Here is a 25221-nt window from a genome sequence, read left to right as displayed (position 1 = left end):
TCCGTCCCTTTACTTCTTCTGACTGGATAGAGGTCTAATCTTTGTCATTCTCATCGCAAAAAAATATTTCTCTCCAGCGCTTTTCGCTCAATTTCGCTGCCAATATTATCGCAGCTTTGTGGATGCTGGTAGGGTCGACCCGTGCCTTTTCTTGGGTGAAACCAACCTTTATACAGTTCGCCGTTTTTGCCGTGTTGGCGCTGAGTAGCAATGTCTTATTTTCATGGTTAGCCGCTCAAAGTGGTAGCGTGTTTAATGAGCAAGGGCTGGTCAGCTATTTGATTTGGCCAACCATTATCCTATTGGGCGGTATTATCCTTGCTCGCCGTTCTGGCAATCAAGCACTCTTATTTGTACCGGTCATACTGTGGCTAACCGCTGATACGCTCTCAGCATTATTACAAAGCATGGTTCAGTTTTTTGGTAGTCAAGGCTGGCTGCCAGATTGGAGTTATTCATTCTTACCCATACTGTTTTTGCTATTGTTTTTGTGGCAGACCTTAGCGTTGATATGGATTCTTGCTCGTCGTCTAAGGACACCGTGGTGGGAGCGCATTATCTTGCTGCTAGGCTCATTAGCTCTGCTAACTATTTGGCAAAATAACGTTGCTGACCAGCCGATATTTAAGCAAGTACCCGTTCAGCCCATGATAGCCGAAGCGGCTTTGTATGAGCAGCCACGACTGTTGCAACAAGCATTAAATAGTGTTGATCCTAGTGTCGCTGGTAAGAGTGATTGGTACTTTATGGGCGTAGCCGGGTTTTCTGGACTGGATGTTTTTCGCTCGGAGATTAACAAAGTCCGTGAATTATTTGATGTGCGTTTTGGTACCAGTGGGCGTTCTTTAGCACTGATTAATAACACTTATAGCTGGCTTGATGAACCTATAGCGACCAAAACCAGTATCTTGCGAGGCCTGAAAAAAATTGGCCAACAGATGAATGCGGATGAAGATGTGCTGTTTTTAACTCTATCTTCTCATGGCGATCAAGATATTGTGTTGTTAGATAATCCTCCTTTGGAAATGGAACACTTAGATGCGGCATGGCTTCGTGAGGCCTTAGACGAGTCTGGTATTCGCTGGCGGGTCATTGTGGTATCAGCTTGTTATTCAGGCTCATTTATCGATGAATTGGCTTCACCTACGACAGTTATTATAACCGCCTCAGCCGCTGATAAAATGTCCTTTGGCTGTACCAATACCGCTGAGATGACCTATTTTGGTCAAGCGTTTTTTGCTGAGAGCTTACGTGAGAATACTAGCTTTACAGCGGCGTTCAAAGATGCCATTAGACGGGTGCAAGAACGTGAAAGCTTGATGGGTTTTGAGCCATCTGAGCCGCAAATGGTGATTGGTAGCCTTATGGAAACCGCTTTACCTGCTTTTGAGAAAGCTCTGTTTGATCAAGCACGTCCTTCGGTTAGGTCTATTACCAATGGTGATAAAGGCGCTAATGTGACAAAGCCCATAACCATTGATATAGTAGAGGGTGCTGAGTCAAACTAGACCAGAGACGAGCTTATTTAATTGAACTCATCACCAAATTCTAGATTTTGTATTTGTATTTATCATAAAAAAGGAATATAAACTATGAATAATTCTTTCAATCACAATTTGACGGCTAATTCAAAACTGACTCAGGTTAGTGTCAATCGCTGTTTTGATGGTGAGCAGCATTATTATAGCCATCAATCGAGTGCTACCAAGACCCCGATGACTTTTAGTATATATTTGCCGGATGAAGCGCTGGCAGGTCAGCGTTGTCCCGCTATTATGTATTTATCAGGTTTGACCTGTAACGCTGATAACGTCACTCATAAGGCCCACTTTCAACAAAAGTGTAGTGAGCTTGGCATGATTTTTATTGCGCCAGATACTTCTCCTCGCAGTAGCGAAGACACCGATGTGCCGAATGACGAGCGTTATTTTGTCGGTCAAGGGGCCAGCTATTATGTTGATGCGACTAAGGCACCTTGGTCTGAAAACTTCAATATGCAAAGTTATATTGTTGATGAGCTTTATGATCTATTGCGCACCGAGTTTGCGATTAGTAGTATCGGTGTGACGGGGCACTCAATGGGAGGACATGGCGCACTACTTTTAGGTTTCACCTTTCCTAGTAAGTTTGTTAGTGTCTCGGCCTTATCACCTGTATGTGCAGCTAGTGAATCAGCTTGGGGTGAAGCGGCTTATACCGAATACTTTGGCGATGATAAAACCGTATGGCAAAAGCACGATGCAGCGCATACTATCGAGAGAGTAGGTCAGCAGTACCCAAGTATCTTGGTTGATCAAGGCGCAGCCGATAACTTTTTAGCAGAAGGACAGCTACAAACTCCTAAGCTGCAACAAGCCTGTGAAAAGGCTAATCAGCCTTTGACCTTACGTTATCAAGCAGGTCATGATCATAGTTACTACTTTATCCAAAGCGTCATCAATGATCATATTTGGCATCACTGGCGGATGGCGCAGTTGAGCTAAAAGATTGGGTTTTACGCGATAAGCGTTAATAATAACAATAAGCATTAATAATAAATAGGCAGACTTTATGGCAGATAGCCAAGTATTTTCAGTGAGCACTCTAAGTGCTGATAATTACAAGGGCTCAGCAGCTCAGCGATCTGACCTTCAGACGTCTTTTGCAGTGATGCAGGCTGATATGGATAAAGCTTTACAAGTTGAACGCCAAAACAGTGCTGATAAGGCAAATGTGGCTGGTTCTGATGATAGCCTACTAAAACCAGTCAGTAGAACAGATAATAAGGCACTTGATAGCTCACAGCTCTCCCGGGTGATAGAGATGGCTTGGGAGGATAGAACGCCTTTTGCTGCTATAGCCTACAGCTATGGACTTAGTGAGGCTGATGTTATCAAGTTGATGCGTCAAGAGTTAAAGCCTTCCTCTTTTCGTTTGTGGCGCCAGCGGGTAACCGGTCGCACCACTAAACATCAAGCTAAGCGTCCTTTTATAGTGGGCCGTGCTTATTGCCAAACGCAGTATAAGCAGCGTTAGCACTTCGGCTCTAATAAAGGCCTGAAGCCGTAAAGTATTCTATTAAAATTTATGCACAACTCAACTGGGTAGTTAATTATGATTTGTCCTTCTAAACCTTATTTAATTGCGCCTTCGATTTTATCCGCCGATTTTGCCCGGCTCGGTGAAGAAGTAGAACGGGTGCTAGCCTCAGGTGCAGACGTGGTACATTTTGACGTAATGGACAATCATTATGTCCCTAATTTGACTTTCGGGAGCATGATCTGCAAAGCGCTACGAGATTATGGTATCGATGCGCCTATTGACGTGCATCTAATGGTAAGTCCAGTAGATGGAATGATTGAGCAGTTCTTGGAAGCAGGGGCGAGCATTATTACTTTTCATCCAGAGGCCAGTGGGCATGTTGATCGCTCCCTCCAATTGATTAAGGATGGCGGTGCTAAATGTGGTTTGGTGCTCAATCCTGCCACGCCGCTACATTATTTAGACTATGTTATGGATAAAGTCGATCAAATCCTGTTGATGAGTGTCAATCCAGGTTTTGGCGGGCAGTCTTTTATCGAGAGCACCTTAGATAAGGTACGCGAAGTGCGTCAACTTATTGATGCTAGTGGGCGGAATATCAGACTAGAAGTTGATGGCGGTATTAAAGCTAATAATATTCGTTCTATCGCTGAGGCGGGCGCTGATATGTTCGTTGCAGGTTCTGCTATTTTTAATCAACAAGACTATACAGCAGCTATTTCGGCTATGCGTGATGAGCTAGCTTTAGTCAATAAGTAAAGCAAACAACCATAAACGATAATACTAATCAGTAGTCCTAATTTAATAAAGGATTGATATTGTCGTGAACGGTGCCATCTAAGCTTTAGCGCATCAAATAACTTATAGTAGAGGTGAGATATGGATAAGCAAAAGTCGTTTGCCTCATCAGAGTCTTCTGTTTCAGCAGCAGCGAAACATCAACCGCCTGACCAGTCTAAAGAGAAGCAAAAACGTAGCTTAGTCCCTAAAGGAATTACTATAGGTCTAGCTATCTTTGCTTTAGTGCTAAGCCTTGCCGGTTATGGCTTTCGTTTAATGGTTGGTGAAGAGCCTGCATCGGTGCTACAGCATGCAGCAGTGGTGGTACCAGCATTTGTACTGGGGATTCCATTTTTGTTCTGGCTGGGTTCACAAGCGTTGAATAAATTTAGAGGCATGCATATCGAGACTAGAAATGCTTTGAGCCTTGGCTGGCTCACTGCCTGTGTAGCTATGTTATGGTTGATGGGCACTTATAGTTAGGGTTTAGCAGAATAAATACGCTCACCATAAATATAGCGCAAACAGAGATTCTTTGGCGAAGGCTCAACACTTATTACTTCTTTTTCATTAATGAGCTGCGATAGATTATCGTGACTGGATACTTGCATGCAAAAATCATCATCTAAAATCACTGATATTATCTTTCCAAAAGATCTGCCCAATGGCTTGTTTATAGGCTTAATCATTGCCTGCTTGCTATTAGGGCTATCATCGCTAAGGTATGGTACTAATTGGCAAGGTTGGCTGCACGTATTCGAAAACTGGCTATTAATGTTAGTGATATATCCAACGGCAACGGCTACGGTAGCGTTACCGTTTAAATATCGGGATCCTAGTTTAGAGCTTAAGCAGGCTTATTATTTAGGGATGTTTGTAGCGCTGTTATTTACTTTAGCAAAGCTGCGTTATTGGCGCTAAAACTATTTAAAAAAACCGAGAGATAGCTACTGATTGATAAGAGTTGTGTCAACCCCTCTTGAAATCCATGCCCAAAGCGTCCATTGTATGAGTATTACGTATTTACCCAATCCATCATAAGTGTGTTCTACATGCGGATGAAAGGGCTAACGAGGATAATATTAAATGCCATATGATATCGATAATGAAATAGAAGTAGATAACGATAACCAAGATAAGTTTTCAGGCTTTGCCAAAGAAACCACGCTTGAACTGGTAGAAGCGGAAGATGGAACCTTATTATTGCGCGATACCGGAGAGGATAGTGATCCACTGATGACTATTGATTTCTCTGATAAGCTCAAAGAGCTGCTCGGTAGCGACACTCAAGCTATTGGTCAGCACATGATTCACGCCGCTATTCAGGTCATCATGCAAAAGCAGATGAGCCAATGGCACGCTCATGTTTACGATAAAGAGCCTACACACTATAGTTAATGAAGGTATTTCATAAGCTGTTATAAGTTTTAGTAGGGTGCCATACTAAATAATAGCCAATAGAAAAAGGGTTTGTTAATTAATTAACAAACCCTTTTTTTGTGCTGCCTAACTTATAGCTCAAATAAGCAGTTCAAATGAGACTGATTATTATAAGCCTTATAACTAAAGCTTATAAAGTACGACAGCTTATAAAAGTATAGCTTATTTGATTTTTGCTTCTTTAAAGATCACATGCTGGCGAACTTTTGGATCAAACTTTTTGATTTCCATTTTGCCAGGCATAGTGCGCTTGTTTTTAGTCGTGGTGTAGTAGTATCCAGTACCAGCTGTTGATACCAACTTAATTTTGTCTCTCATGATAGCTTTCCTTTAATGAGGGTCTTCAAACGGTGGGTATTGAATAAAATAAATCTAAAGTATTTAAGGAATAGGATTTATAAAATCGCTAAACTTATACTTTTTGACCTTGTGCACGCAAATCTGCTAGCACTTTATCAATACCTACTTTGTCGATAACACGTAGACCTTTAGTAGATACACGTAAACGTACAAAACGATTCTCAGACTCTACCCAAAAACGATGGTTATGAAGGTTTGGTAGGAAGCGACGACGGGTCTTATTGTTTGCGTGCGAAACATTATTACCCACCATAGGGCGCTTTCCAGTCACTTGGCAAACTCTAGCCATGGGGAACTCCTAATCTATAAGGTATGAGGATTTCTCATACCAGTCTGGGCAAGTTGCGCCAATTTGCGGCATGGACGCAGCAAGCAACACTTTTGCACCAAACAAAACTGTATGAAGGTTGAGCTGGCATAACTGCTATCTAAAGGCAAATAACAGAGTGACCAATTCAGAAAATTTTAAAGCCGACATTTATACCATAAAATGACAGAATATTCAAATCATTTTACGATAACTGCCGTTATTAGTATTGACCATTATACCCTGAATTGAACATAGAGTGTTACCGATTACTTATAACTAACTTTAAACTTTTAGTTGTAAGTTGATTAAAAAGACAGTAAAGTTGCTGTAATGTATTGTATACAATTAAATAACAATTTAAACAATAGCGTAACAGTATATATTGTATCTGCTTCTTACCTCTACTAATAGTCGTAATGTTTATTGTCTGAACAAACTATCGCCAATGCGGAGTCCCAAAAATGTCACACACTTCACGACCAGTAACTTCTAAGCTGTTTCAATTTACCGCACTGACTTTGGCACTGGCTTTAGCCGGTTGTGGTGGCGGTGATGGCGATACCGTAGATTCTATCGCACCTCCACCTGATACAGGTGTGCAGCAGCCGGGTAGTGGTGGGACGGATGATACTACTAAATCCCAAGCAAGTGAAATATACATCTCTGCTGAAAAAAATCAGTTATTAACAGGTAGTGATAAAACTAATATTGCTATTAGAGTTACGGATAGTAATGGTGGGATTGTCAGTAATGTACCTGTCAAGATAAATATTGCTGATGCGGCACTGTATGGGTTGTCTTTGAATGGTACTTCTAATCAAGTAACTGATGATAAAGGTTTAATTAATGTAGAATTAATACAGAACACAGTGGGTATAGACTCCCAATTAAACCATGACAGCTTATTGACTGTTTTTATCGATGAAAAAGACAAGATGGTAAAACAAACCCTCCCTATTTTAGTGTCAGGAACTCGTACAAGCAATGTTGTCTCGTCTAAAAACCTAGTAGAAGCTGGAGAAAACTTTAGAATATCAGGTCAAGTCGTAGATGGTGTATCTAAACCTGTGGCTAATGCGACTATTGTTTTATACAGTAATGATAAAGAAGCGGGAACCGGATTTACTGATAATAGTGGTAAGTTTATCTTTGATTTAAATGCTTCCAATTTAGAGATATTAGACGTCGGTTATTTATTTAGTCTTGAAGTTAAAGGTGAACAAATTAGTCAACGTATCCCCGATGTTCTAACGGTGGTTTCGACTAATAGCTCAACTATGAGTTTTTCGGAAACCCCTGATATTATAGTTGGGAATAAGCAAAAAGTTACTTTGAGTGTTCCAAATGCGGCTAATGGGGATGTTGTATTTATTTCAACTAATAAAGGTGAGATATTAATTTCTGCTAATGAGGTTCGAGGAAGCTCTCGTCGAGGTTTAGTTGCAATAAATGGAAAAATAGAGTTTTATATTGATTCAAACGTACCGGGTCCAGCAACTATAAGAGCAGAACATGGTAGAGAAACTAAAGAAGAGGTACTGAGTTTTGTATCAATTAATCCGACCAAATTATTATTACAGATTGAGCGTGCTGTCGTAAGTGTTGGAGGTTCTACTTCAGTAGTAGCTCGAGTGTTAGATAAAAATGATGCTCCTGTTAAGAACGCTATAGTGCAGTTTACTACCATTAGAGATGCATCTGGTGGGAGTCTAGGTCAAGGTTTTGCTTACACTAATGACAGTGGGATTGCTACGGTGACTTACAATGCTGGAGAGAACCCAACGAGTACAAATGGCGTTACTATAAAAGCTGAGGTACAGTCAGTTAAGCTACCAAGCGGTCAGGAGAAATCAATTAATCCTATTCAAGATACTTCAGAGATTACAGTTCAAACGAGATCTACCTATATCAGCTTTGCTTTTGCTGATAAAGTAACTACTGATAATAGCCAAATATACTACTTTAGAAAAGGATCTATCAGTGTTCTTAATAGTGCTGGTAAGCCTGCTATCAATCAGCCAGTGTCTATTAACTTGACTCCTGACAGCTACTTAAAAGGTTATTTCGATATCATTAGAAACTTGTTTGGCACCAATATCTGGCAGCAAAATGCAGTTATTTGTAATAATGAAGATAAAAATAATAATGGAATTCTAGATCCTAATGAGGACTTCAATGGGAATCAGCAACTGGACCCCGTCAACGTAGCAGCAGTTATTAATGATAACGGCCAAACAGTTGACTCTAATCAGAACTTTAACTTTGTGACGGATAATACTGGAAGAGTTGACTTTTCAGTGCGCTATCCAAAGCAGTATGCAAACTGGTATAGGGCCAAAGTCACTGTGAATACTAGAGTAGATGGTAGTGAATCACAGCAGTCTCGTACAATAGACTTCCCAGCTTCAGTAGATGACGTTGATATCAGTACACCTATTCGTCCTAATACTAATAGCCCGTTTGGAACTGATCTAAGCTGTGCTAGCCCTAGGTAGCAAAAAATGTAATTAACTAAACCCTCAATATTAATTGAGGGTTTTTGCATTATTAACATTGAATAACTAAAAATGACTCACTTGCTTAGCAAAATATTGCGAAAGCGACTAAAATAGCTGGTTTGCTACGCTGTCAAAATCTTTAAACATAACAGCGGGCTTTGTTCTCTTTTTTAAATTGGGCTCATTATGTCAGACAATATAACCAACACTTCATCCGATACCTTATCTAATAACGCAGCTATCAGTAAATATCTTAATGAAGCTACCAATAACGATACGGCTACCTTGCTCATCAAGTGCCGCGATCAAGCCGGCATTGTACAGGCAGTATCGGAGTTTATTTATCGTTATGGTGCCAATATTATTACCCTTGATCAGTATTCAACTGCTCACGAAGGCGGACAGTATTTTATGCGCTTAGAGTTTGTATTAGCGGGGCTCAGCGATATTATTGAGAACTTTGAAGGCAGTTTTGCCCATACCGTTGCCAAGCGCTACGATATGACTTGGCGCTTGCACGATAATGCGATTAAGACCAAAGTGGGCATTTTGGTATCAAAATTTGACCACGCTTTATTAGATTTATTATGGCGGCATGAACGTGGGCTGCTTGATTGTCAGATTACCTCGGTAGTCAGCAATCATGAAGATCTGCGTCAGTCGGTAGAAAACTTCGGTATTCCCTTTCATCATGTGCCGGTTACCAAAGAGAATAAAAAGCAAGCAGAAGCACAGATTCATGAACTATTGGCAGGTAATGATTTGCTAGTATTAGCTCGTTATATGCAGATCCTATCTTCTGATTTTGTGCAGCGCTGGTCTATGAAGATTATCAATATTCATCACTCGTTTCTGCCGGCGTTTGTAGGGGCAGACCCTTATCGGCAAGCTTATGAAAAAGGCGTTAAACTAATTGGGGCAACCGCTCATTATGTAACCGCCGAGCTTGATCAAGGGCCTATTATTGAGCAAGATGTGCACCGAGTGACTCACAAACAAGGCGTAGCAGAATTACGGGCAATTGGGCGTGATATCGAGCGTAATGTGCTGGCGCGGGCGGTAAATTGGCATGTACAGAATCGGGTTATTGTCAGTGGTAATAAAACGGTGGTGTTTAATTAAAAGTTAAGCTTTTTGGAAGCAGTTTTTTTATTAAACTGAAGTATCAAGCTGAAGCAAATAGCTGGTATTAAAATATAAGCGGAAGGTCAGCAGATAATGCTACCGGCCGCTATATTTTTACGTTCGTACTCCCAGTATCATTTCTAGAACGAACTTACTGCCCACAAATCCTATAGCCAGTAAAATAAAGGCATAAATAGTCAAATTAGCAGCTCGTTTACCACGCCAACCTGCACGCCAATTGCCAAGCAATAACCCACCAAGCAATAGCCAAGAGAGTATGCTAAAGACGGTTTTGTGGGCAATATGCTGCGCCAGCAAGTCCTCTACGTAGATAAAACCGAACCCTAAAGCGATACTCAGCAAGACAAAGCTGACCAAAATCATATCGAATAACAAGCTCTCCATACTCTGTAAGGAGGGCAGCTTATTGACCCAAAAGCGATGAATCGTTTGGTGCTTAAGCTCACGAATTTGTAGGCGTAAAAATAACGCTTGTACCGCAGCCATCAGCAGCACACAATAGGCGGCAAATGATAAGATGATATGAGCTTCAAGACCGACACTGACATCAGTGAGCGGCTGATAGGGCGCTCGTCCAATATAACCTAACGTCATACCAATAAAGGCGGTCGGAGCGGCCAAAATGCCCAAACTTACTATAGGCCGATATAAAGAAAACAGCACGTAGAATAATAAAAAGAATAAGCTAATTAAGCTTAAGACATTAAATAAATTAAAGTTTAGCCCGTATAAGGTAAAAATATAAGGGTATAGCAGTGTAGTATGCGCAAGCATTCCTACTAGCAATAAGCCTAAACTGATGCTTTTATAGATAGGCTTGTCTTGAATGAGCGCCCAACCGATATGGACGCTAACCAAGATATAAACCATACTAGCAACCAAAAATGCAACTGGCACAGGTAAAAAACCTCATCTTATTATGAACGCAAAACAGCCGCTCAAGTTAACGCTAAAGTGTTATTATCACAAGGATTAGAATAATCATCCAATTTATCATAAAATAGACTCTAATTGAGCATCATCTTTTTTATTCTTAAAAAGTGTTCATCTTTTAGAGAAATCGCTTAAGAGTAAAAATGAACTGTTTTGCAAAACCGTTATAAAACTTAAGCTGTCTTAATGCTATAGTATTGATAATAAGCCAGTTTTTTATAACAGTGGCAGCACCGGTTAATATTATCGGTATTTAATACAATGAATTATGGATGTCGATAGCGAAACACACTAGTTTATTTACGAATAAATTAGAGCTTTTATGAGCAAGCCAGATGCGCTATAACTTTTATGCTTTGTAAGCTATTCGAACGATTTAGCTGAGTACTATTTTAACTAAGATTTTAATTAAGAATTATTTTAACTGAGAATTATTTATGTTTGATACTTTAACCGAACGTTTATCCTCGAGTCTTCGCAATATTGCTGGTACAGGACAATTAACCGAAGATAATATCAAAGATACCTTACGTGAAGTGCGTATGGCACTGCTTGAAGCCGATGTGGCACTGCCAGTCACCCGTGATTTTGTTAAGCGTGTCAAAGAGCAGGCGCTGGGCGCCGAAGTGCTCAAAGAGCTGGCACCTGGACAGGCTTTTGTTAAAATCGTCCACGATGAGCTGACCGAGATGATGGGTAGTGCTAATCAGCAACTGGAGATGACCGGTAAGCCGCCCGTGGTCTATCTGCTTGCAGGTTTGCAAGGTGCGGGTAAAACCACCACAGCTGGTAAGTTAGCTAAATACTTACAGGAGCGTCAAAAGAAAAAGGTGATGTTAGTATCCGCTGACGTCTATCGCCCAGCCGCTATCCAGCAGCTAGAGCAAGTGGCAGGGCAGGTCAATGCTAAGTTCGTCAACTCAACGACCGATGAAAATCCTATTGATATTGCTTTGCGTGCGATCGAAGAGGCCAAAATTCAATATCAAGATATCTTGATTATCGATACCGCCGGTCGTCTTGCCATCGATGATATGATGATGGATGAAATTAAGGCGCTGACCGATGCGGTTAACCCCTCTGAGACCTTATTCGTAGTCGATGCGATGACTGGTCAGGATGCGGCAAATACCGCCAAAGCCTTTAATGACGCATTGCCACTGACTGGCGTTATCTTAACTAAAACCGATGGTGATGCCCGCGGCGGTGCAGCCTTGTCAGTAAGAGCTATCACTGGTAAGCCAATTAAGTTCTTAGGGCGCGGTGAAAAACTAGATGCATTAGAAGCATTCCATCCTGAGCGTATTGCCCAGCGTATCCTTGGTATGGGTGACGTTTTAAGCCTAGTTGAGGAAGTCGAGCAAAAAATCGACCGTGATAAAGCCGAAAAAATGGCTAAAAAGATGCAAAAGGGCGGTGAATTTGACCTTGAGGATCTCTTGACCCAGTTTCAACAAATGAAGAATATGGGCGGCATGGCAGGATTCCTCGATAAGATGCCGGGTATGGGCGGCTCTGATATGCAAAAGGCGGTTGAAGATGCCAAACCAGAAGAAAAAGTGCGCGAGATGGAAGCACTGATTAATTCGATGACGCCGTTTGAGCGTAAAAACCCTGATAAAATTAACCCCAGTCGTAAGCGCCGTATAGCGGCAGGCTCTGGTCGTGAGATTCAAGACGTCAATCGCTTGCTAAAACAGCATAAGCAAATGGCAAAAATGATGAAAATGATTTCTAAGCCAGAAGGTATCAGTAAAATGATGAAGTCTATGCAAGGCCTAATGGGCGGCGGCGGAGCTGGTGGTGGCGGTGGTCCATTATTCGGCGGTGGTCAATCAGGCGGCACTAAGGATGTGAACCCACAGCAGATGGCTAAGCAAATGGGGTTAGATCCAAACAATCTGCCTAGTACCGATGAGATGCAAAAACAAATGCAGGAGCTGCAAAATAACGCTCCTAAGAAGTTTAAAACTCGCTTCTAGGCTGGCTGGTCGTTATTTATAAAGTCAAAATAAAAGCCCCAAAGCTGTTAGTAGGATTAACAGTTTTGGGGCTTTGTTATGCTATAGTCGATTCTAAATAAAACAGATACATTATATTTAAACGCGGGACTGGTATGAATTTTACTGGCGTGCTGTGCCTACGCCGACAGAGGCTGCGCAAAATTCATACCAGTCCCGCTGTATCGTTTTTATAATGAACTCACTATATTGCATTTGGCTTTAATGTTTTGACTCCTATTCAGCGGCGGTAGCAATGTCAGGAATATATTGTTTGAACTGATAGCTTTGTTCGTTAAATAGGTCAATGCCGCAGTCGAGCTGACTGATCCAGTCTAAAAATTGATGAAATACTTCTTGGCCTTCTAAGCGATAACCGTGTTGGGGCACCATCATAGAAACATCCAAATTGCGCACAGCATCTGCCCATAGCCGTGTGACTTTTTTGCTGGTCATATAGCGCTGATGAAAGCCTTCCATATTACCGATATGAGTATGAAAGTCTTGGACGGCTTGACCTGAATCACCTACCAATGAAGCCCCCATATCGCCTGAAAATAGAATTTTACTTACAGGATCATAAAACTGAAAATTACCTACAGAGTGCAAGAAATGTGCTGGCATCGCAACAATACCATTATTGCCTAATGGGTAGTAGCCACCAATATCTGGAATGGTCATCAAGCGCTCAGACAAACTCTGCTTCAGTCGTCCTTTAGTAAAAGCAGAATTATAATGCGGCAGAAACCGCTCCCATAGTTTGGGAATCAGTACACTAGCGCCTTCAACATGAATCAGCCAGCGCGGCATGGAGGCGATAATATCAGGATCTTGATGTGAACCAATCACATAACGGATATTTGTCATGCGGGTATGCTTTATGATATTGATCGTTAAGGGAGCAAAGGTCAGGTCGCCGCCTGGATCAATAACCGCTGCTTCATCACCATCAATAATTAGAAACTGATTAGAAGGCACGCTTTCATTATCATGTGGCATAGAAAAAACCACACATTTATGGTGGCCATCGTCATATAAAATGTGATGATACATTTGATGCTCCAGTAGGCAACAAGACTCATGCATATGCCATAAAGAGGCTGACAAAGCTTAAGCATTGATAAGTAAATATAAAATGAGAAATCATTATAGTTGATGTGGGATTAAAGATAAACTTAAATATCTATTAATTAACCCAAGTTTTAAAACTTTAACCATTCTATACAGCGCCTAATTCTAAATGCTATGATAGCCACTATTTTTATAAAAAATTGTGGTTTATAGAACTATTGGTTCTTATCAAGCCAACTGCTTTGCAAGGCCAATAGTTGTTCAAAGCTAAATAATTGTTGAAAGTTAATAATACAAATTGAGGTGATAATGTTTTTAGCCATGGATACCGTGTTTGACCAATGCTCAGTCGCGCTATTGGATGCAGAGGGTAAGGTGGTATCAAGTGCTACCGAAACCGGTAAGCGTCAACAGACTCAGCAAATTCTACCGATGATTGATACGCTTTTATCGGAAGCTCAAGTGAGTCTAGCTGATATGCAGGCGTTAATATTTAACCGTGGTCCAGGTGCGTTTAGTGGTATTCGCATTAATACTGCTGTGGTGCAAGCGTTGTCAGTAGCTCATGATTTGCCCTGTGTCGGCGTATCGAGCTTGCAAACGATAGCGCAAAAAGCTTATCAACAATATGGTTTAACGCAGGTATATAGTGCGCTAGATGCCCGTATGCAGCAGGTTTATTTTGCTCATTACGTGTTGCAAAATGAGTCAGCAGATAGTTTGGATGGAACGGCTAACCCCTTTCATAATGAGATTATGCAGCCTGCTTATATAGCTGATTCTACCTCTATAACTGATGATAGCGGTGAGCAATTACTGGATTATGCTAGCTATACCACTCTTAATATCCCTGTCGTTGGTAATGGTTCAGCGCTGTTAAGTTTACACGATGACCAAAGCTATTATGAAGCCGTTTGGCCTGATGCAGCCATCATTGGCAAGCTGGGAATAGCGCAGTTTATGGTGTCTGGGGGTACGGATGCGGCGCAAGCGCTACCAAAATATCTGCGCAATCAAGCATGGAAAACCCTAAAAGAGCAAGGGAAGGCTTAAAAATAATAGGGATAACTATAAAAGCCCTTTAGTATAGAATACGGCGCAAACATTCAAAGCAACAATACAATAATATGACCCTATAATAATAAGGACAGGCGCTAGTGCTGTTTTTAGGTCTCTGGTTAGGAACGTGATTGTGGATATACTTTTATTAATTCAAGCGGTTATCATGGGTATCGTCGAAGGTATCACTGAGTTTTTACCGATTTCTAGCACGGGTTATTTAATCCTATCAGCAGACTTGATGAGTTTTTGGACTAAAGAAAAAGTTGATTTGTTCGTGGTGGTGGTACAGCTAGGCGCTATTTTGGCAGTCATTTATGATTATTGGGGTCGATTGTGGCAGGCTTTGATGGGATTATTGACTGGCAAAGCAGAAGGGATGACTAATCCAAGACAGCTAGGGCTTAGTCTGATTGTGGCGACTATTCCAGTGATGATTGTCGGTTTTACATTTGCCGATGAGATTAAGCAGTACTTATTCAATCCTATCACAGTGGCGATCATGCTCATCATTGGTGGCTTGTTGATTTTTTATGTTGAAAACCGGCCTAAAGCTATCATCGCTCATGAAGCTGAAGAGGTCAGCCTAAAAACTGCCCTAAAAATTGGATTGTTTCAGTGTTTAGCGTTAGTACCGGGCACTTCACGTTCAGGCGCTACCATTATCGGCGCATTATGGCTTGGAGTCTCACGTAAAGCCTCAGCAGAGTTCTCTTTCTTTTTAGGTATCCCAGTTATCGTCGGTGCCGCTTTGCTTGATTTAATCAAGCATCATGAAGTCCTCACTAGTAGTGAGGATTGGCTGGTATTGGGCGTAGGTACAGTCGTATCATTTGTCGTGGCACTGCTTTGTATTCGCTGGCTGGTAGCGTGGGTCAGTCGCCGCGACTTCAAAATCTTTGCTTGGCTACGTATCGTTACAGGTATTATTGTGTTGGTTGCCGCTTGGGTATTTGGTTATCAGTTTGCAGGATAAAGCAGCACGTGACAAAAAATCTGCTCACTCTGTTTAGCATTGGCTATATTTTTAAGGACTTTCAGATTAAGACTTTTAAATTACTTTACATTGATGCCGCTCAACAAGCTCAAATTGAGGATCTGCAAGCGCTCATTGAGCACTATAAGCTTCCCCTTAAATTGGATGCTGAGTTACTAGAGGGCAAGCTTAATCAAAAACGTCGCCTACGCTTAACTGATGAGTACGCACAGCCGGTTTTACTGTTGGATAATAAAAAGTTAGATGACAAAGGGCAGCTATCATTATTAACTGAAAGGCTAAGCGTAGCGCTAGAGTGGGATAAGTTGCAGCGGCGGGTAGTCAGCGCAGGGCGCAAGTCAGAGCTGTTATTGCAAGCGGCCAAACTTACCGCAGACAGCGTGGTTATAGATGCCACCGCAGGCTTTGGTCACGATAGCTTGATACTAGCCAGCAGCGGCGCGCAGGTGACCATGCTGGAGCAACAACCGCTGATGGCGTTATTACTGCTTGCTGAACAGCAGCGGATGAGCAGACAGCCTAATTGGCAAAAACTAATGTCGCGGCTACATATTATTAATATTGATGCGCTGAGCTATTTTACTGATGAGAAAAATATTACCAATAATAGCGTAAAGGTGATTTATCTAGATCCGATGTTTCCAGCAGACAGTTATCAAGATAGCAAAACCGGCAAGGGCGCTAAAGTTGGCAAGCACATGCAAGCGCTGCACCAGCTTGCAAAGCCACCCTCGTTACCTGAGGAGCAACAACTCTTAAAAAGCGCTCAAGCAGTGATTAGTCAAAATGATACAAAAATGGGCCGAGTCGTTATTAAACGTCCCCAACAAGCGCCATTTTTTGCACAGCAGCCGCCTAGCGAGAGCTGGAGCAATGAGGCATTACGTTTTGATGGCTACTTTATATGAGGGCTGTTTTATATAATGATTAATCTATATAAGCGCAATAATCTATGGATCATAAGCTTAGGAGTGAAGGATGACAACGATAATAATTTGGGTCATGGGTGCCGCCTTACTACTGATCAATATCTTGCTACGTACTCGTATTCTCAGGCTAGAAGCACGCTTACGAGAGCTTAGCAATCCCCAAGAACAACTGGCTTTTTTACGTAAGCAAGCAAAATCAACCCAGAATAATAAAATCGCCGCAATCAAAGCTTTACGCAAACAGTATCCTGAGCTATCACTGATGGAAGCTAACAAGCTATGGCAACAAATACAGCAGTAGCGATAGTAATTGACATAGCAGCTGACAGAGTAACTGACGTAATAAAGCGATATAAATAGAGATGTTATAAGTCATGATAAATCATAGCCCCACCTTGACCTTTAAAGATAAGTTTTATGCTTATATGCAGCTGACCCGCTTTGATAAGCCAGTTGGCATTGAGCTATTACTTTGGCCAACTTTATGGGGGGTGATGTTAGCGGCAATGGGGCAAGCGCAGCAGCAAGGAGCAAGCGCTGGGCTGCCGAGTCTAAAGGTGTTTATCCTCTTTGCTTTGGGTGCGATTTTGATGCGGGCGGCAGGTTGTGCGATTAATGACTTCGCTGATCGTAAGGTCGATGGTTATGTGAGTCGCACTAAAGGTCGGCCATTAGCTGACGGGCGCTTGACGGGCAAGGAGGCGATTATAGCGTTTGTGGTATTGGTCGCCCTGAGTGCCAGTCTATTATTGTTTTTGCCGATCTCTGTGTTTTATTGGTCACTGGGCGCGGTAATTTTGGCCTTTATTTACCCCTTTATGAAACGCTTTACCCATTTGCCGCAAGTGTTTTTGGCAGCCGCCTTTGGCTGGGCGATACCGATGGCTTATGTGGCGATACAGGGCAGTCCTGATATTTGGTGTTGGTTATTGTTTGCCGCTTATATGTGCTGGACTATCGCTTATGACACCCAATATGCGATGGCTGATCGTGAAGATGATTTAAAGATTGGGGTCAAATCAACGGCGATATTATTTGGTCGCTACGATGTGATTATCATCTCGCTATTGCAGACGTTGTTTTTAATATTGATGGGCGCGGTGTTGTGGCATTACTTTGCGCCAACCAGTCTGAGCATTATCCCGGTGTTCGGCTTAGCGTTAGTTGCAATGATGTTTGCTAAGCAAAATAGCGCTTGTGCTACTCGTCAAGCACCTGCTTGTTTCCAAGCGTTTTTGGCTAATATTTGGGTAGGGCGTTATGTCTTTGCCTTGGTCGCAGTATCTTGTATATGGACGACATTTAATGGATAAGTTCAAGAAGTCGCCAAAAGCCTCAAAGCCTACAGTTACCAAAAACCCAGTAACCACTGATCTACAAATCAACTATGAGCTTAATCTGGCTGAGCATGGCTTGACACGTGAGCAAGTCATCGCCACCGAGCGCAAGTTAGCCAAATTTGCTAATGCCATGGATTCGGTAGTACGTATCCCTTTTACCAAGCAAGGATTAGGCGCTGATGCCGCCTTATCAACCATACCATTAGCGGGCGACTTGGCGGGTTTGGCTTTGACCAGCTATTCTTTTGTGTTAGGGCGCCGATTAGGGGTACCTGCTAGCAAGATGACCCCAGCCGTGCGCTTAGCACTTATCGATACGGTGGTTGGTATCATCCCAGCCGTCGGTACACTGTTGGATATCTTTATCCGTCCTAGCCGCAAGACTTTATTTATCGTTCACCAGCATATTCAGCAAGAGTACGGCATTACTGAAACCACTCACATGGATAGACCATTTTTGCATGAGCAACTAGAGAATAAACAGCGTAATAGCAAGTTTTGGCGTAATCCAGTGGTCGCCTGGCTATATCTGCATATCCCTGATATTTTGGGGTTAATATTTATTGCCGTTATTCTTTGGGGAGTATGGGCAGGTATAGGCTGGTTAGTGAGCTTTTTCGGTAGGGTAACGGGTTTTGGCTAGGGTCTGTTGAACATTCAAATACTAGGTTAATGATTAACTGCTAACGGTAATCACTAGCTTGCGCTGACCAGCACGCTCTCTATGCTCACATAAGTAAATACCTTGCCACAGTCCTAAACCCAGCTTGCCGTTGATAAGAGGGACAGTTAAGCTGACACCAAGCATCATACTTTTAAAGTGGGCTGGCAAGTCATCACTACCCTCAAGCGTATGACGATATTCGGGCTGATTGGCAGGGGCGACTTTATTTAACCAGTCCTCAGTATCGAGCCGTACATTGGGATCAGCATTTTCATTGATAGCCAAACTTGCTGAGGTATGCTGCAAAAACAGCTGCACCAAACCTGCTCCCGCTTGAGTAGAGATCAGCTCTTGAATCGCCTTGTCGATGATGGGGGTAATGATATGAATACCGCGTTCATAGGCAGGCAGGATAAGGGTGGTTTGTTGATAGCTCATGGTGCTCCTCACTATTAATCTAAGTCAGCTAAAGGCGTCTGCAAGCGTGTACGATTAGGCGACAACCGCTTTAGCATCGCCTCTGATAAAGGCGCAAACTTTCCTAGCATCATATCTGCTAGCGCCTCAGCACAGATGGGTGCAAAAGCATACCCTTTAGCGCCCATCGCACTTAGCGTCCACAGCCGTGCACTGTTAGCCAACGGACCGACCATCGGATGATAATCAGGAGTTTGGGTGCGTACGCCAGCACGAGCTTGCCATTTAGCAGTATCCACTGCAATGACCTCTGCAAGCTCTGGAATCGCCGTAACCAATTTGTCCCGGCTCACTTGGTGTTCATTATCACGAATATCGGTAACAGTCTCATTACGTATAAAGCTGGCGCCCATTAAAAAATGCGTCTGTGCTTCTACTACCTTATTCAATTCTCTATCGTCTTGTTGACCAACAAAAGTGGCGCAGTAGCCGCTATATTTCAGCGGTATTTTAGGTAGAGCGCTTATCTGCTCCTTAGTCGGGATAAACCAAGACAGCTGACCACGAATTTTTCGGCAATCAAAGATACGCTTATCTAAATAATGGCTTTCATAAGCGGCACAGATTACGACATTATCAGCTGTGACTGATAGCGTATTCTGCTGTTTATCACTGCCAGTAATACTAACGTGGGTCTCAGTTTCTGCTATTTTAGCAACGGTTAATTGTCTAAAGCTAATCAAAGGATGCGCCAAGATAACGGCTTTTAAGGCTTGCGGATTAACTAACCCCGACTGCGGTAGATATAAGTTTTCACCTAAATCTTGCGTCTTTAAACCGCTTTTTTGCTGAGCCTCAGTGGTTGCTAAGGTAGTCGCCATATCGTCAGGATAATCAGCTATTTGGCTGCTATCAATATTGGCTTTGATTAACAAATCCAGTGCGCCAGTCAACTCTATCACAGGGGCTGTGTTGCTTTTAGCAGCGCTATCATTGAGCTGTTGATACAGTCGGCTGCTATAGAGATAACCTATAGTATGCAGATGCTCATCAGCATGATGAATCGGTGTCATTTTGGGTGCTAAGAGCGCCCGCGGATTACCAGAGGCGCCTGCTAGCGGCGCTATTTTATCTAGCAGAGTTACCTTAATGCCACGATTCGCTAACGACCAAGCGCTCATTAAGCCGGAAACCCCCGCACCTATCACGATGGTATGACGGGGTTTGTCGGTCGTATCTTGGGTATTTCTAATAGGTGCTGAGTGGGCTAATTCTGAATTGCCTTCTATAACAGCGGTTAGCATCTCACGCTTGCGGCCAAAGCCTTTAACTTTTTTGATAGTAAAGCCGCTAGCTTGCAAGCCTCGTTTGACCACACCAGCACAGCTATAAGTAGCGGCAGTGGTTCCTGAATGCGACAAGCGTTGCAGCTGTGCAAATATCGATGTCGCCCATAAGGATTCATTACACGAGGGAGCAAAACCATCTAACAACCAAGCGTCAACATAAGCATTAGCATCGGCATTTTTTTGCTCTATGTCAGTTGCTAACTTTGCCAAACTATCAGCGGCATCACCCAGCCAAATATCGAGGGTTAGATTATCGTTATCGAAGTTAAGGCGGTGACAACCTGCAATTAGCGTAGGATAAGCGCTCAAAAGTAATTCGATTAAGTCACTAAGCTCAGGTGCACGTGCTTTCCATAATCTAAGTATTTGGCTTAAGTCTTCAAGCGCTATCGGATGCTTTTCAGTAGTGATAATATGCAGACGAGCGCTTGCTAAGTTCGGATGGGTAGTGCGAAGTTGTTGCCATAACTCCCACAGCGCTAGTACGTTAAGCCCTGTCCCAAAGCCCAGTTCAGCCACGGTAAAGCACTGATAAGGTGCTAAGTTAGCTAAACGCTCAGGTAAGTTATTACCGGTTATAAAAACATGACGTGATTCTGCTAAGCCGTCAGCATGAGAGAAATAGACATCACCAAACTCGCCCGATACTGGTACTTGGTTACCAGTGTCGTCCGTTTGCCAATCGATATTGGCCGGGCTGATGATATTTGAGTATTCGGTTTTTTCTATATTAGTACGAGCGGTCTTAGCCCTATTAGTATCAGCAGTGTCTGCCTTGGTAGCGGTTATAGAGGGGAGCTTGGACATAGAAAAATCACACCAAATAAACAAGAATGAGTAGCAAAAGGATTATCGTTACTAAAGGCTACCAGCGTTCTCGGCGGACGAATACCAACCATGAAACAAAGATACCAACCAGTAAGCTAATAACAACCGTAAAAGCCCCATACAGAAATAGCTGACCTTTACTCTCATAGACCAAAACATTGACCTGGGTTTGTAGGTCATTAACTTGCCGCTGCAATTGCGCATTTTGGCTAAGCAGCTTTTGATTGGCAGCAGACAATGCAGCATCAGATGGTTGACGCTGCGTAGCTAGAGTATTATTGGTCTCAGATAAGCTCTCTACTGTAGTTGGGGTATTGTCTGGCTCTGATACCGCTGCTGCAGCGGTAACCGTTGGAGCTGCTTGTACACTTGTCGTTGCCACGAGCATGACGGTCGCTATAGCATAACCTAGGTTTTTACAAACTAAGGGTTTTGATGAGGATGGAACTAGCGACGATGGGTTCACAATGCCGTAGCCTTATCATTGAATTTTGGCAAAACCCGCACAAAGGGCTTGATATCAACATGACTATAGACGCCGCTTTTTAGATAAGGGTCCTCATTGGCCCATTCTTGCGCCGCTTCAAGAGACTCAAATTCTGCAATAATAACACTACCTGACATCTCTGATATATCTGATTTTGCACTTTGGCCATGCTCTGTGGGCGTGGGTCCGGCTACTACCAGACGATTCTCAATATCTAATACTTGCAAGCGCTTGAGATGGTCAACACGATTAAGTTGACGCTTCGCACTACTATCAGCAACGTCATGACCAATAATTACAAATAAAGGCATAATATTTCCTTAAAATTTTTAATAAAAGTTATCACTTTAAAAGTTTTAGCTTCGAACATTTATTTTGCAGTTTTATCTGTCAAAGCGGGGTTTAAATGGTTTTTTAATACCGCAAACTGAGCAATGAGGAATACCAACATAATTGGGATCCAGCCATAGGTTTTAAAGTTAATCCAGGCCTCATTAGACATGGTAAAGGCTGTGATATAATGCAGTACACCCATTAGGGTAAAAAACAAAGCCCAAGCTAGGGTTAGTTTCTTCCAACCGCTCATGGTCAGCGAAAACACCTCTTTCATAGCCAGTCTCATTAAAGGCTTATTGATAGCAGCACTGACAATCAAGGTTAAAGCAAAAACACCATTAATAATCGGTGATTTCCAGCGTAGGTAGATATCATCACGTAGCAGTAAAGTACCGCCACAAAATGCTATGGTTAATAATAATACCACCCATTGCTGCTTATCAAATTTACCCTTTTGGCGTATAAAATGAATGGCGTAAACAATGACAGTAGCAATGAGCAATGCGCCAGCAGCTGCTAAAATACCTTGGGTACGAGCAGCAATAAAAAAGGCAATAAGAGGAATGAATTCTAAAAAGGCTTTCATAACAGATAGGGTGTCCAACAAAACGTATAGAATAGTTTACACGTGTCCTAGATGAAAAAAAAGCAATCAACGTTACAACACATGAACATCACCATTATACCGATACTGACTCAATACTACGAATCAATACTTTGCTAAACATAATGCACAACATTTAAGGTTACCCTTATGAAAATCGATTTACACTGTCATAGTACTTGCTCTGACGGTACTTACGCCCCTACAGAAGTCGTCCAGCGCGCCCATGCAGCGGGCGTTGATGTTTTGGCATTGACAGATCATGATACCTTAGCAGGTATCGATGAAGCCAGAGCCGCGGCTAAAGACTGCGGCATGACCCTTATCAATGGGGTGGAGATTAGTTGTGAGCATACGCTGAGCGGTGGTTATGGCAAAAACAAATCTACCAATAAGATTATTCATGTGGTCGGATTAGATTTTGATGATCGTCACAAGATGCAAGCCAGCTTGCAGCAACTCCAAGATAGCCGTGCCAATCGGGGGCAGCGCATCACCCAAAAGCTGAGCGAGTTGTTAGACCTTGATTATGAAGAGCTGTGGCAACAAGTTTGTGCCAAGGCTGGAGGCAATGAGCAGGCCGTAGGTCGTGCTCATATCGGCCGAGTATTATTTGAGCGTGGACAAGTCAAAACTGTGCAGCAGGCTTTTGATAAATATCTTGCGGATAATAAACCTGCTTATGTTGCTATCGAAGCGTTGAGTATGGCGCGCGGTATTGAGCTTATTCATGCGTGCGGCGGCAAGGCGGTACTAGCGCATCCGACACGCTATCATTTATCAGCGACCCGAGTGCGTAAGTTAATTGCTGAATTTGCTGCGCTTGGCGGTGATGCTTGCGAGCTACCTGCCAACAGTGAGCCCCTCAGTACTCGCCGGATGGTCGATCGCAGTATTGTAGAGCATCAACTGGAAACCTCGATTGGCAGCGACTTTCATGGCAGTAATATGCCTTGGCGACGCCTTGGTGATGTACCAACTTTAACCTCTGAACAACAGGGAGTTTGGCAGTCTTTCAATAGTTTTAAGCATTCCTAAAACTTTCTATGCAGATTGCTAATAGCTAAAGCTCAGCCATTAGAGAATGAATTAATACCGTTAGGTATAAGTTAATGGAAAATAGTAATAAAAATGGTCACACTTTATATAGAGATGTGATAGCGTAATATAACTTCTAAAATAATAGATGATAGCTGACCGATGACTGTATCGATATACCAGTTGGGCTACAAAAAAATCTCTAAAATAGTCTTTGAGTGGCAAGCAGCAGATCGTGCCTCGCTGCTAGCTTTGTTTATTGTGCTGGAAATATCTTTACATTGGCTGTGGTGCTTATTTGTTTGGTGGCAGCAGGATAGCTTTAAGCTTTACGTTGATATGCAGTATTTTTATCTTTTGTGGATAGGAATCACGTCGATGGGAGTGTTTTTTTTGTGGATGATTGAACACTTATCCCGAATCAAGAGCAATACCAGCACGCTAAATAAATGGCAAGTGGCACTAATCATTATCTACACTATTTATATTACTACTATCATTGTCATGATGGGCTACAGTAGTATAGTGGCAGGAGTAACGCTAGTAGGCGGTACCATGTTAAGCATGATGCTGCTCAGGCGGCGTTATGTTTGGCGCATGTTTTTGATGCATATTTTATTAATATTGTTATTGGTTATCTCACCATATTTTGGGATTAATCTGCCCAATTTGCGCCAGCTTTCTGCCACTTATCCTCTGCTTGAAACTTACAATTATCTTACTTATAACGAGATTATGATTATCGAAAACGCTATTGCGGCCTCGGCGTTTGAGAGTGGTAGTCTCGGCTGGAGTAGCGTTAGTGAAGTACAACGCTCCTCCGCACTCTTCTGGCGCGCCACTCATATGTATATGGCCTTACCTAAAGCGATATTTATAGTCTACATATTTCGTATGCTGCTCCTAATATTAGATGACAGTAAAAATGAGATTCTCCAGCATGCCAATCAGGATGAACTAACCCAGCTAAAAAATCGCCGCTATGGACTCAATCAAATGCAGCAAACCCTCATGGCAACTGATAATGAGGATTACAGTGTGCTGTTATTGGACTTGGACTTATTTAAAAGTATTAATGATAACTATGGTCACAAAGTTGGCGATCAAGTGCTTCGAGAAGTGGCTGATATCTTGAGAAGTAGATTAGCTAACCCCGATAGCGTCAGTCGTTACGGGGGAGAGGAATTCCTGATTACCTTACCCAATACGGCTCACCATGAAGCAATGATAATCGCTGAACAACTGCGTCATGATATAGAGCAGCATGTAGTAGAGGTTGACCACTATTATAGCTTCCAGGTCACGGTCAGCTTAGGGCTCTATACCTTGACTCACGCCGAGTTCATACGGCTCAAACAAGAATATACGCCCATACAGACAGAAATAATAAAACCTACGCACTCTAGATTACAAAAGCTAAAATATCGAGGTAAATCGCCCCCGTCCTCGATAACGCTGGCAGAAAATAACGTGCTAGGTAGTAATATCTGTCAACGTTTGATAAGTATTGCTGATGAGGCTTTATATAAAGCCAAGGCTCGTGGCCGTAACCAAGTGGTTAGTGCTAATGCTTTGGCAAATGAGGCGCTGACTAACCAGCGCCATCCAGCTTAG

28 protein-coding genes are annotated in these 25221 nt (G+C 42.5%); 18 read left to right on the top strand and 10 right to left on the bottom strand.

What is annotated here, in order from left to right; translation table 11 throughout:
- Positions 1-41 precede the first annotated feature (41 nt).
- The 5 genes from JMX18_RS07130 to JMX18_RS07110 all read left to right on the top strand — a co-directional run bounded on the left by JMX18_RS07130 (position 42) and on the right by JMX18_RS07110 (position 4284).
- Positions 42-1508, top strand: coding sequence for a C13 family peptidase (locus tag JMX18_RS07130; RefSeq protein ID WP_201586353.1), 1467 nt, complete (start codon positions 42-44; stop codon positions 1506-1508).
- 84 nt (positions 1509-1592) lie between these two features.
- Positions 1593-2483 carry an S-formylglutathione hydrolase gene (fghA, locus tag JMX18_RS07125; RefSeq protein ID WP_201586352.1) on the top strand — a complete coding sequence of 297 codons (891 nt, stop codon included), beginning with the start codon at positions 1593-1595 and terminating at the stop codon, positions 2481-2483.
- Positions 2484-2793: 310 nt separating this feature from the next.
- Positions 2794-3015, top strand: coding sequence for a TIGR03643 family protein (locus JMX18_RS13255; RefSeq protein WP_265088833.1), 222 nt, complete (start codon positions 2794-2796; stop codon positions 3013-3015).
- A 78-nt stretch (positions 3016-3093) separates the two neighbouring features.
- Positions 3094-3780, top strand: coding sequence for a ribulose-phosphate 3-epimerase (gene rpe / locus JMX18_RS07115; protein ID WP_201586343.1), 687 nt, complete (start codon positions 3094-3096; stop codon positions 3778-3780).
- Between the two features lie 120 nt (positions 3781-3900).
- Positions 3901-4284, top strand: coding sequence for a hypothetical protein (locus JMX18_RS07110; protein WP_201586342.1), 384 nt, complete (start codon positions 3901-3903; stop codon positions 4282-4284).
- On the opposite strand, the gene JMX18_RS13250 is transcribed toward JMX18_RS07110, so the two are convergent.
- A complete protein-coding gene (locus tag JMX18_RS13250; protein WP_265088818.1) occupies positions 4281-4412 on the bottom strand; it encodes a hypothetical protein in 132 nt (43 codons plus the stop codon). The two genes, JMX18_RS07110 and JMX18_RS13250, sit on opposite strands and share 4 nt — an antisense overlap.
- On the opposite strand from JMX18_RS13250, the gene JMX18_RS07105 reads away from it, so the two are divergent.
- Both JMX18_RS07105 and JMX18_RS07100 read left to right on the top strand, forming a co-directional pair.
- Complete coding sequence (locus JMX18_RS07105; protein WP_201586341.1) at positions 4411-4722, top strand: hypothetical protein; 312 nt, start codon at positions 4411-4413, stop codon at positions 4720-4722. The genes JMX18_RS13250 and JMX18_RS07105 overlap by 2 nt on opposite strands.
- 165 nt (positions 4723-4887) lie before the next feature.
- Complete coding sequence (locus JMX18_RS07100) at positions 4888-5199, top strand: hypothetical protein (protein WP_201586340.1); 312 nt, start codon at positions 4888-4890, stop codon at positions 5197-5199.
- Between the two features lie 204 nt (positions 5200-5403).
- Here the strand turns inward: JMX18_RS07100 and rpmG are convergent, their stop codons facing one another.
- Together rpmG and rpmB are read right to left on the bottom strand one after the other, a co-directional pair.
- Positions 5404-5559, bottom strand: coding sequence for a 50S ribosomal protein L33 (rpmG, locus tag JMX18_RS07095; protein ID WP_010201403.1), 156 nt, complete (start codon positions 5557-5559; stop codon positions 5404-5406).
- 94 nt (positions 5560-5653) lie between these two features.
- A complete protein-coding gene (rpmB, locus tag JMX18_RS07090; RefSeq protein ID WP_201586338.1) occupies positions 5654-5890 on the bottom strand; it encodes a 50S ribosomal protein L28 in 237 nt (78 codons plus the stop codon).
- 482 nt (positions 5891-6372) lie between these two features.
- Here rpmB and JMX18_RS07085 point away from each other — a divergent pair, with 482 nt between their 5' ends.
- Both JMX18_RS07085 and purU read left to right on the top strand, forming a co-directional pair.
- Positions 6373-8406, top strand: coding sequence for an Ig-like domain-containing protein (locus tag JMX18_RS07085; protein WP_201586336.1), 2034 nt, complete (start codon positions 6373-6375; stop codon positions 8404-8406).
- A gap of 189 nt (positions 8407-8595) precedes the next feature.
- Positions 8596-9531 (top strand): formyltetrahydrofolate deformylase, encoded by a 936-nt coding sequence (gene purU / locus JMX18_RS07080; RefSeq protein ID WP_227674590.1) that lies wholly within the window; start codon positions 8596-8598, stop codon positions 9529-9531.
- Between the two features lie 117 nt (positions 9532-9648).
- Here purU and JMX18_RS07075 read toward each other — a convergent pair whose 3' ends face one another.
- Positions 9649-10452, bottom strand: a complete 804-nt coding sequence (locus tag JMX18_RS07075) for a cytochrome C assembly family protein (RefSeq protein ID WP_201586335.1) — start codon at positions 10450-10452, stop codon at positions 9649-9651.
- Between the two features lie 473 nt (positions 10453-10925).
- Here JMX18_RS07075 and ffh point away from each other — a divergent pair, with 473 nt between their 5' ends.
- Entirely contained in the window at positions 10926-12470 is a 1545-nt protein-coding gene (ffh, locus tag JMX18_RS07070; protein ID WP_201586332.1) for a signal recognition particle protein, read from the top strand.
- Between the two features lie 255 nt (positions 12471-12725).
- On the opposite strand, the gene JMX18_RS07065 is transcribed toward ffh, so the two are convergent.
- On the bottom strand, positions 12726-13541 hold the full coding sequence (locus JMX18_RS07065; RefSeq protein WP_201586330.1) for an oxygen-binding di-iron domain-containing protein: 816 nt from the start codon (positions 13539-13541) through the stop codon (positions 12726-12728).
- 327 nt (positions 13542-13868) lie between these two features.
- On the opposite strand from JMX18_RS07065, the gene tsaB reads away from it, so the two are divergent.
- The 6 genes from tsaB to JMX18_RS07035 all read left to right on the top strand — a co-directional run bounded on the left by tsaB (position 13869) and on the right by JMX18_RS07035 (position 18527).
- Positions 13869-14612: a tRNA (adenosine(37)-N6)-threonylcarbamoyltransferase complex dimerization subunit type 1 TsaB gene (gene tsaB / locus JMX18_RS07060; RefSeq protein WP_201586328.1), complete on the top strand. Its 744-nt coding sequence runs from the start codon at positions 13869-13871 to the stop codon at positions 14610-14612.
- A 139-nt stretch (positions 14613-14751) separates the two neighbouring features.
- Entirely contained in the window at positions 14752-15594 is an 843-nt protein-coding gene (locus tag JMX18_RS07055) for an undecaprenyl-diphosphate phosphatase (RefSeq protein ID WP_201586319.1), read from the top strand.
- A gap of 65 nt (positions 15595-15659) precedes the next feature.
- Complete coding sequence (locus JMX18_RS07050) at positions 15660-16523, top strand: class I SAM-dependent methyltransferase (protein ID WP_227674697.1); 864 nt, start codon at positions 15660-15662, stop codon at positions 16521-16523.
- Between the two features lie 70 nt (positions 16524-16593).
- Positions 16594-16845 (top strand): hypothetical protein, encoded by a 252-nt coding sequence (locus JMX18_RS07045; protein ID WP_201586318.1) that lies wholly within the window; start codon positions 16594-16596, stop codon positions 16843-16845.
- 73 nt (positions 16846-16918) lie between these two features.
- Positions 16919-17857 (top strand): 4-hydroxybenzoate octaprenyltransferase, encoded by a 939-nt coding sequence (ubiA, locus tag JMX18_RS07040; RefSeq protein WP_201586316.1) that lies wholly within the window; start codon positions 16919-16921, stop codon positions 17855-17857.
- Positions 17850-18527 carry a DUF4112 domain-containing protein gene (locus JMX18_RS07035; RefSeq protein ID WP_201586314.1) on the top strand — a complete coding sequence of 226 codons (678 nt, stop codon included), beginning with the start codon at positions 17850-17852 and terminating at the stop codon, positions 18525-18527. Before ubiA ends, JMX18_RS07035 begins: the two co-directional genes overlap by 8 nt.
- A 33-nt stretch (positions 18528-18560) precedes the next feature.
- Here JMX18_RS07035 and JMX18_RS07030 read toward each other — a convergent pair whose 3' ends face one another.
- The 5 genes from JMX18_RS07030 to JMX18_RS07010 are packed head-to-tail and all read right to left on the bottom strand — an operon-like array spanning position 18561 to position 22551.
- Positions 18561-18986: a secondary thiamine-phosphate synthase enzyme YjbQ gene (locus JMX18_RS07030; RefSeq protein WP_201586312.1), complete on the bottom strand. Its 426-nt coding sequence runs from the start codon at positions 18984-18986 to the stop codon at positions 18561-18563.
- 14 nt (positions 18987-19000) lie between these two features.
- Complete coding sequence (gene mnmC / locus JMX18_RS07025; protein WP_201586310.1) at positions 19001-21121, bottom strand: FAD-dependent 5-carboxymethylaminomethyl-2-thiouridine(34) oxidoreductase MnmC; 2121 nt, start codon at positions 21119-21121, stop codon at positions 19001-19003.
- A gap of 58 nt (positions 21122-21179) precedes the next feature.
- Positions 21180-21608 (bottom strand): hypothetical protein, encoded by a 429-nt coding sequence (locus JMX18_RS07020; RefSeq protein ID WP_201586302.1) that lies wholly within the window; start codon positions 21606-21608, stop codon positions 21180-21182.
- Positions 21605-21940, bottom strand: a complete 336-nt coding sequence (locus JMX18_RS07015) for a YciI family protein (protein ID WP_201586300.1) — start codon at positions 21938-21940, stop codon at positions 21605-21607. The genes JMX18_RS07020 and JMX18_RS07015 overlap by 4 nt, the downstream gene beginning before the upstream one ends.
- Positions 21941-21999: 59 nt before the next feature.
- Positions 22000-22551 (bottom strand): inner membrane-spanning protein YciB, encoded by a 552-nt coding sequence (locus JMX18_RS07010; protein ID WP_201586297.1) that lies wholly within the window; start codon positions 22549-22551, stop codon positions 22000-22002.
- A 168-nt stretch (positions 22552-22719) separates the two neighbouring features.
- Here JMX18_RS07010 and JMX18_RS07005 point away from each other — a divergent pair, with 168 nt between their 5' ends.
- Together JMX18_RS07005 and JMX18_RS07000 are read left to right on the top strand one after the other, a co-directional pair.
- Positions 22720-23607 carry a PHP domain-containing protein gene (locus tag JMX18_RS07005; RefSeq protein ID WP_201586294.1) on the top strand — a complete coding sequence of 296 codons (888 nt, stop codon included), beginning with the start codon at positions 22720-22722 and terminating at the stop codon, positions 23605-23607.
- Between the two features lie 162 nt (positions 23608-23769).
- On the top strand, positions 23770-25221 hold the full coding sequence (locus JMX18_RS07000; protein WP_227674589.1) for a GGDEF domain-containing protein: 1452 nt from the start codon (positions 23770-23772) through the stop codon (positions 25219-25221).

Source organism: Psychrobacter jeotgali, from assembly GCF_904846315.1.
Classification (GTDB): domain Bacteria; phylum Pseudomonadota; class Gammaproteobacteria; order Pseudomonadales; family Moraxellaceae; genus Psychrobacter; species Psychrobacter jeotgali.
Note: the sequence above shows the minus strand (reverse complement) of the source record. Positions and strands in the feature narration are given on the sequence as shown.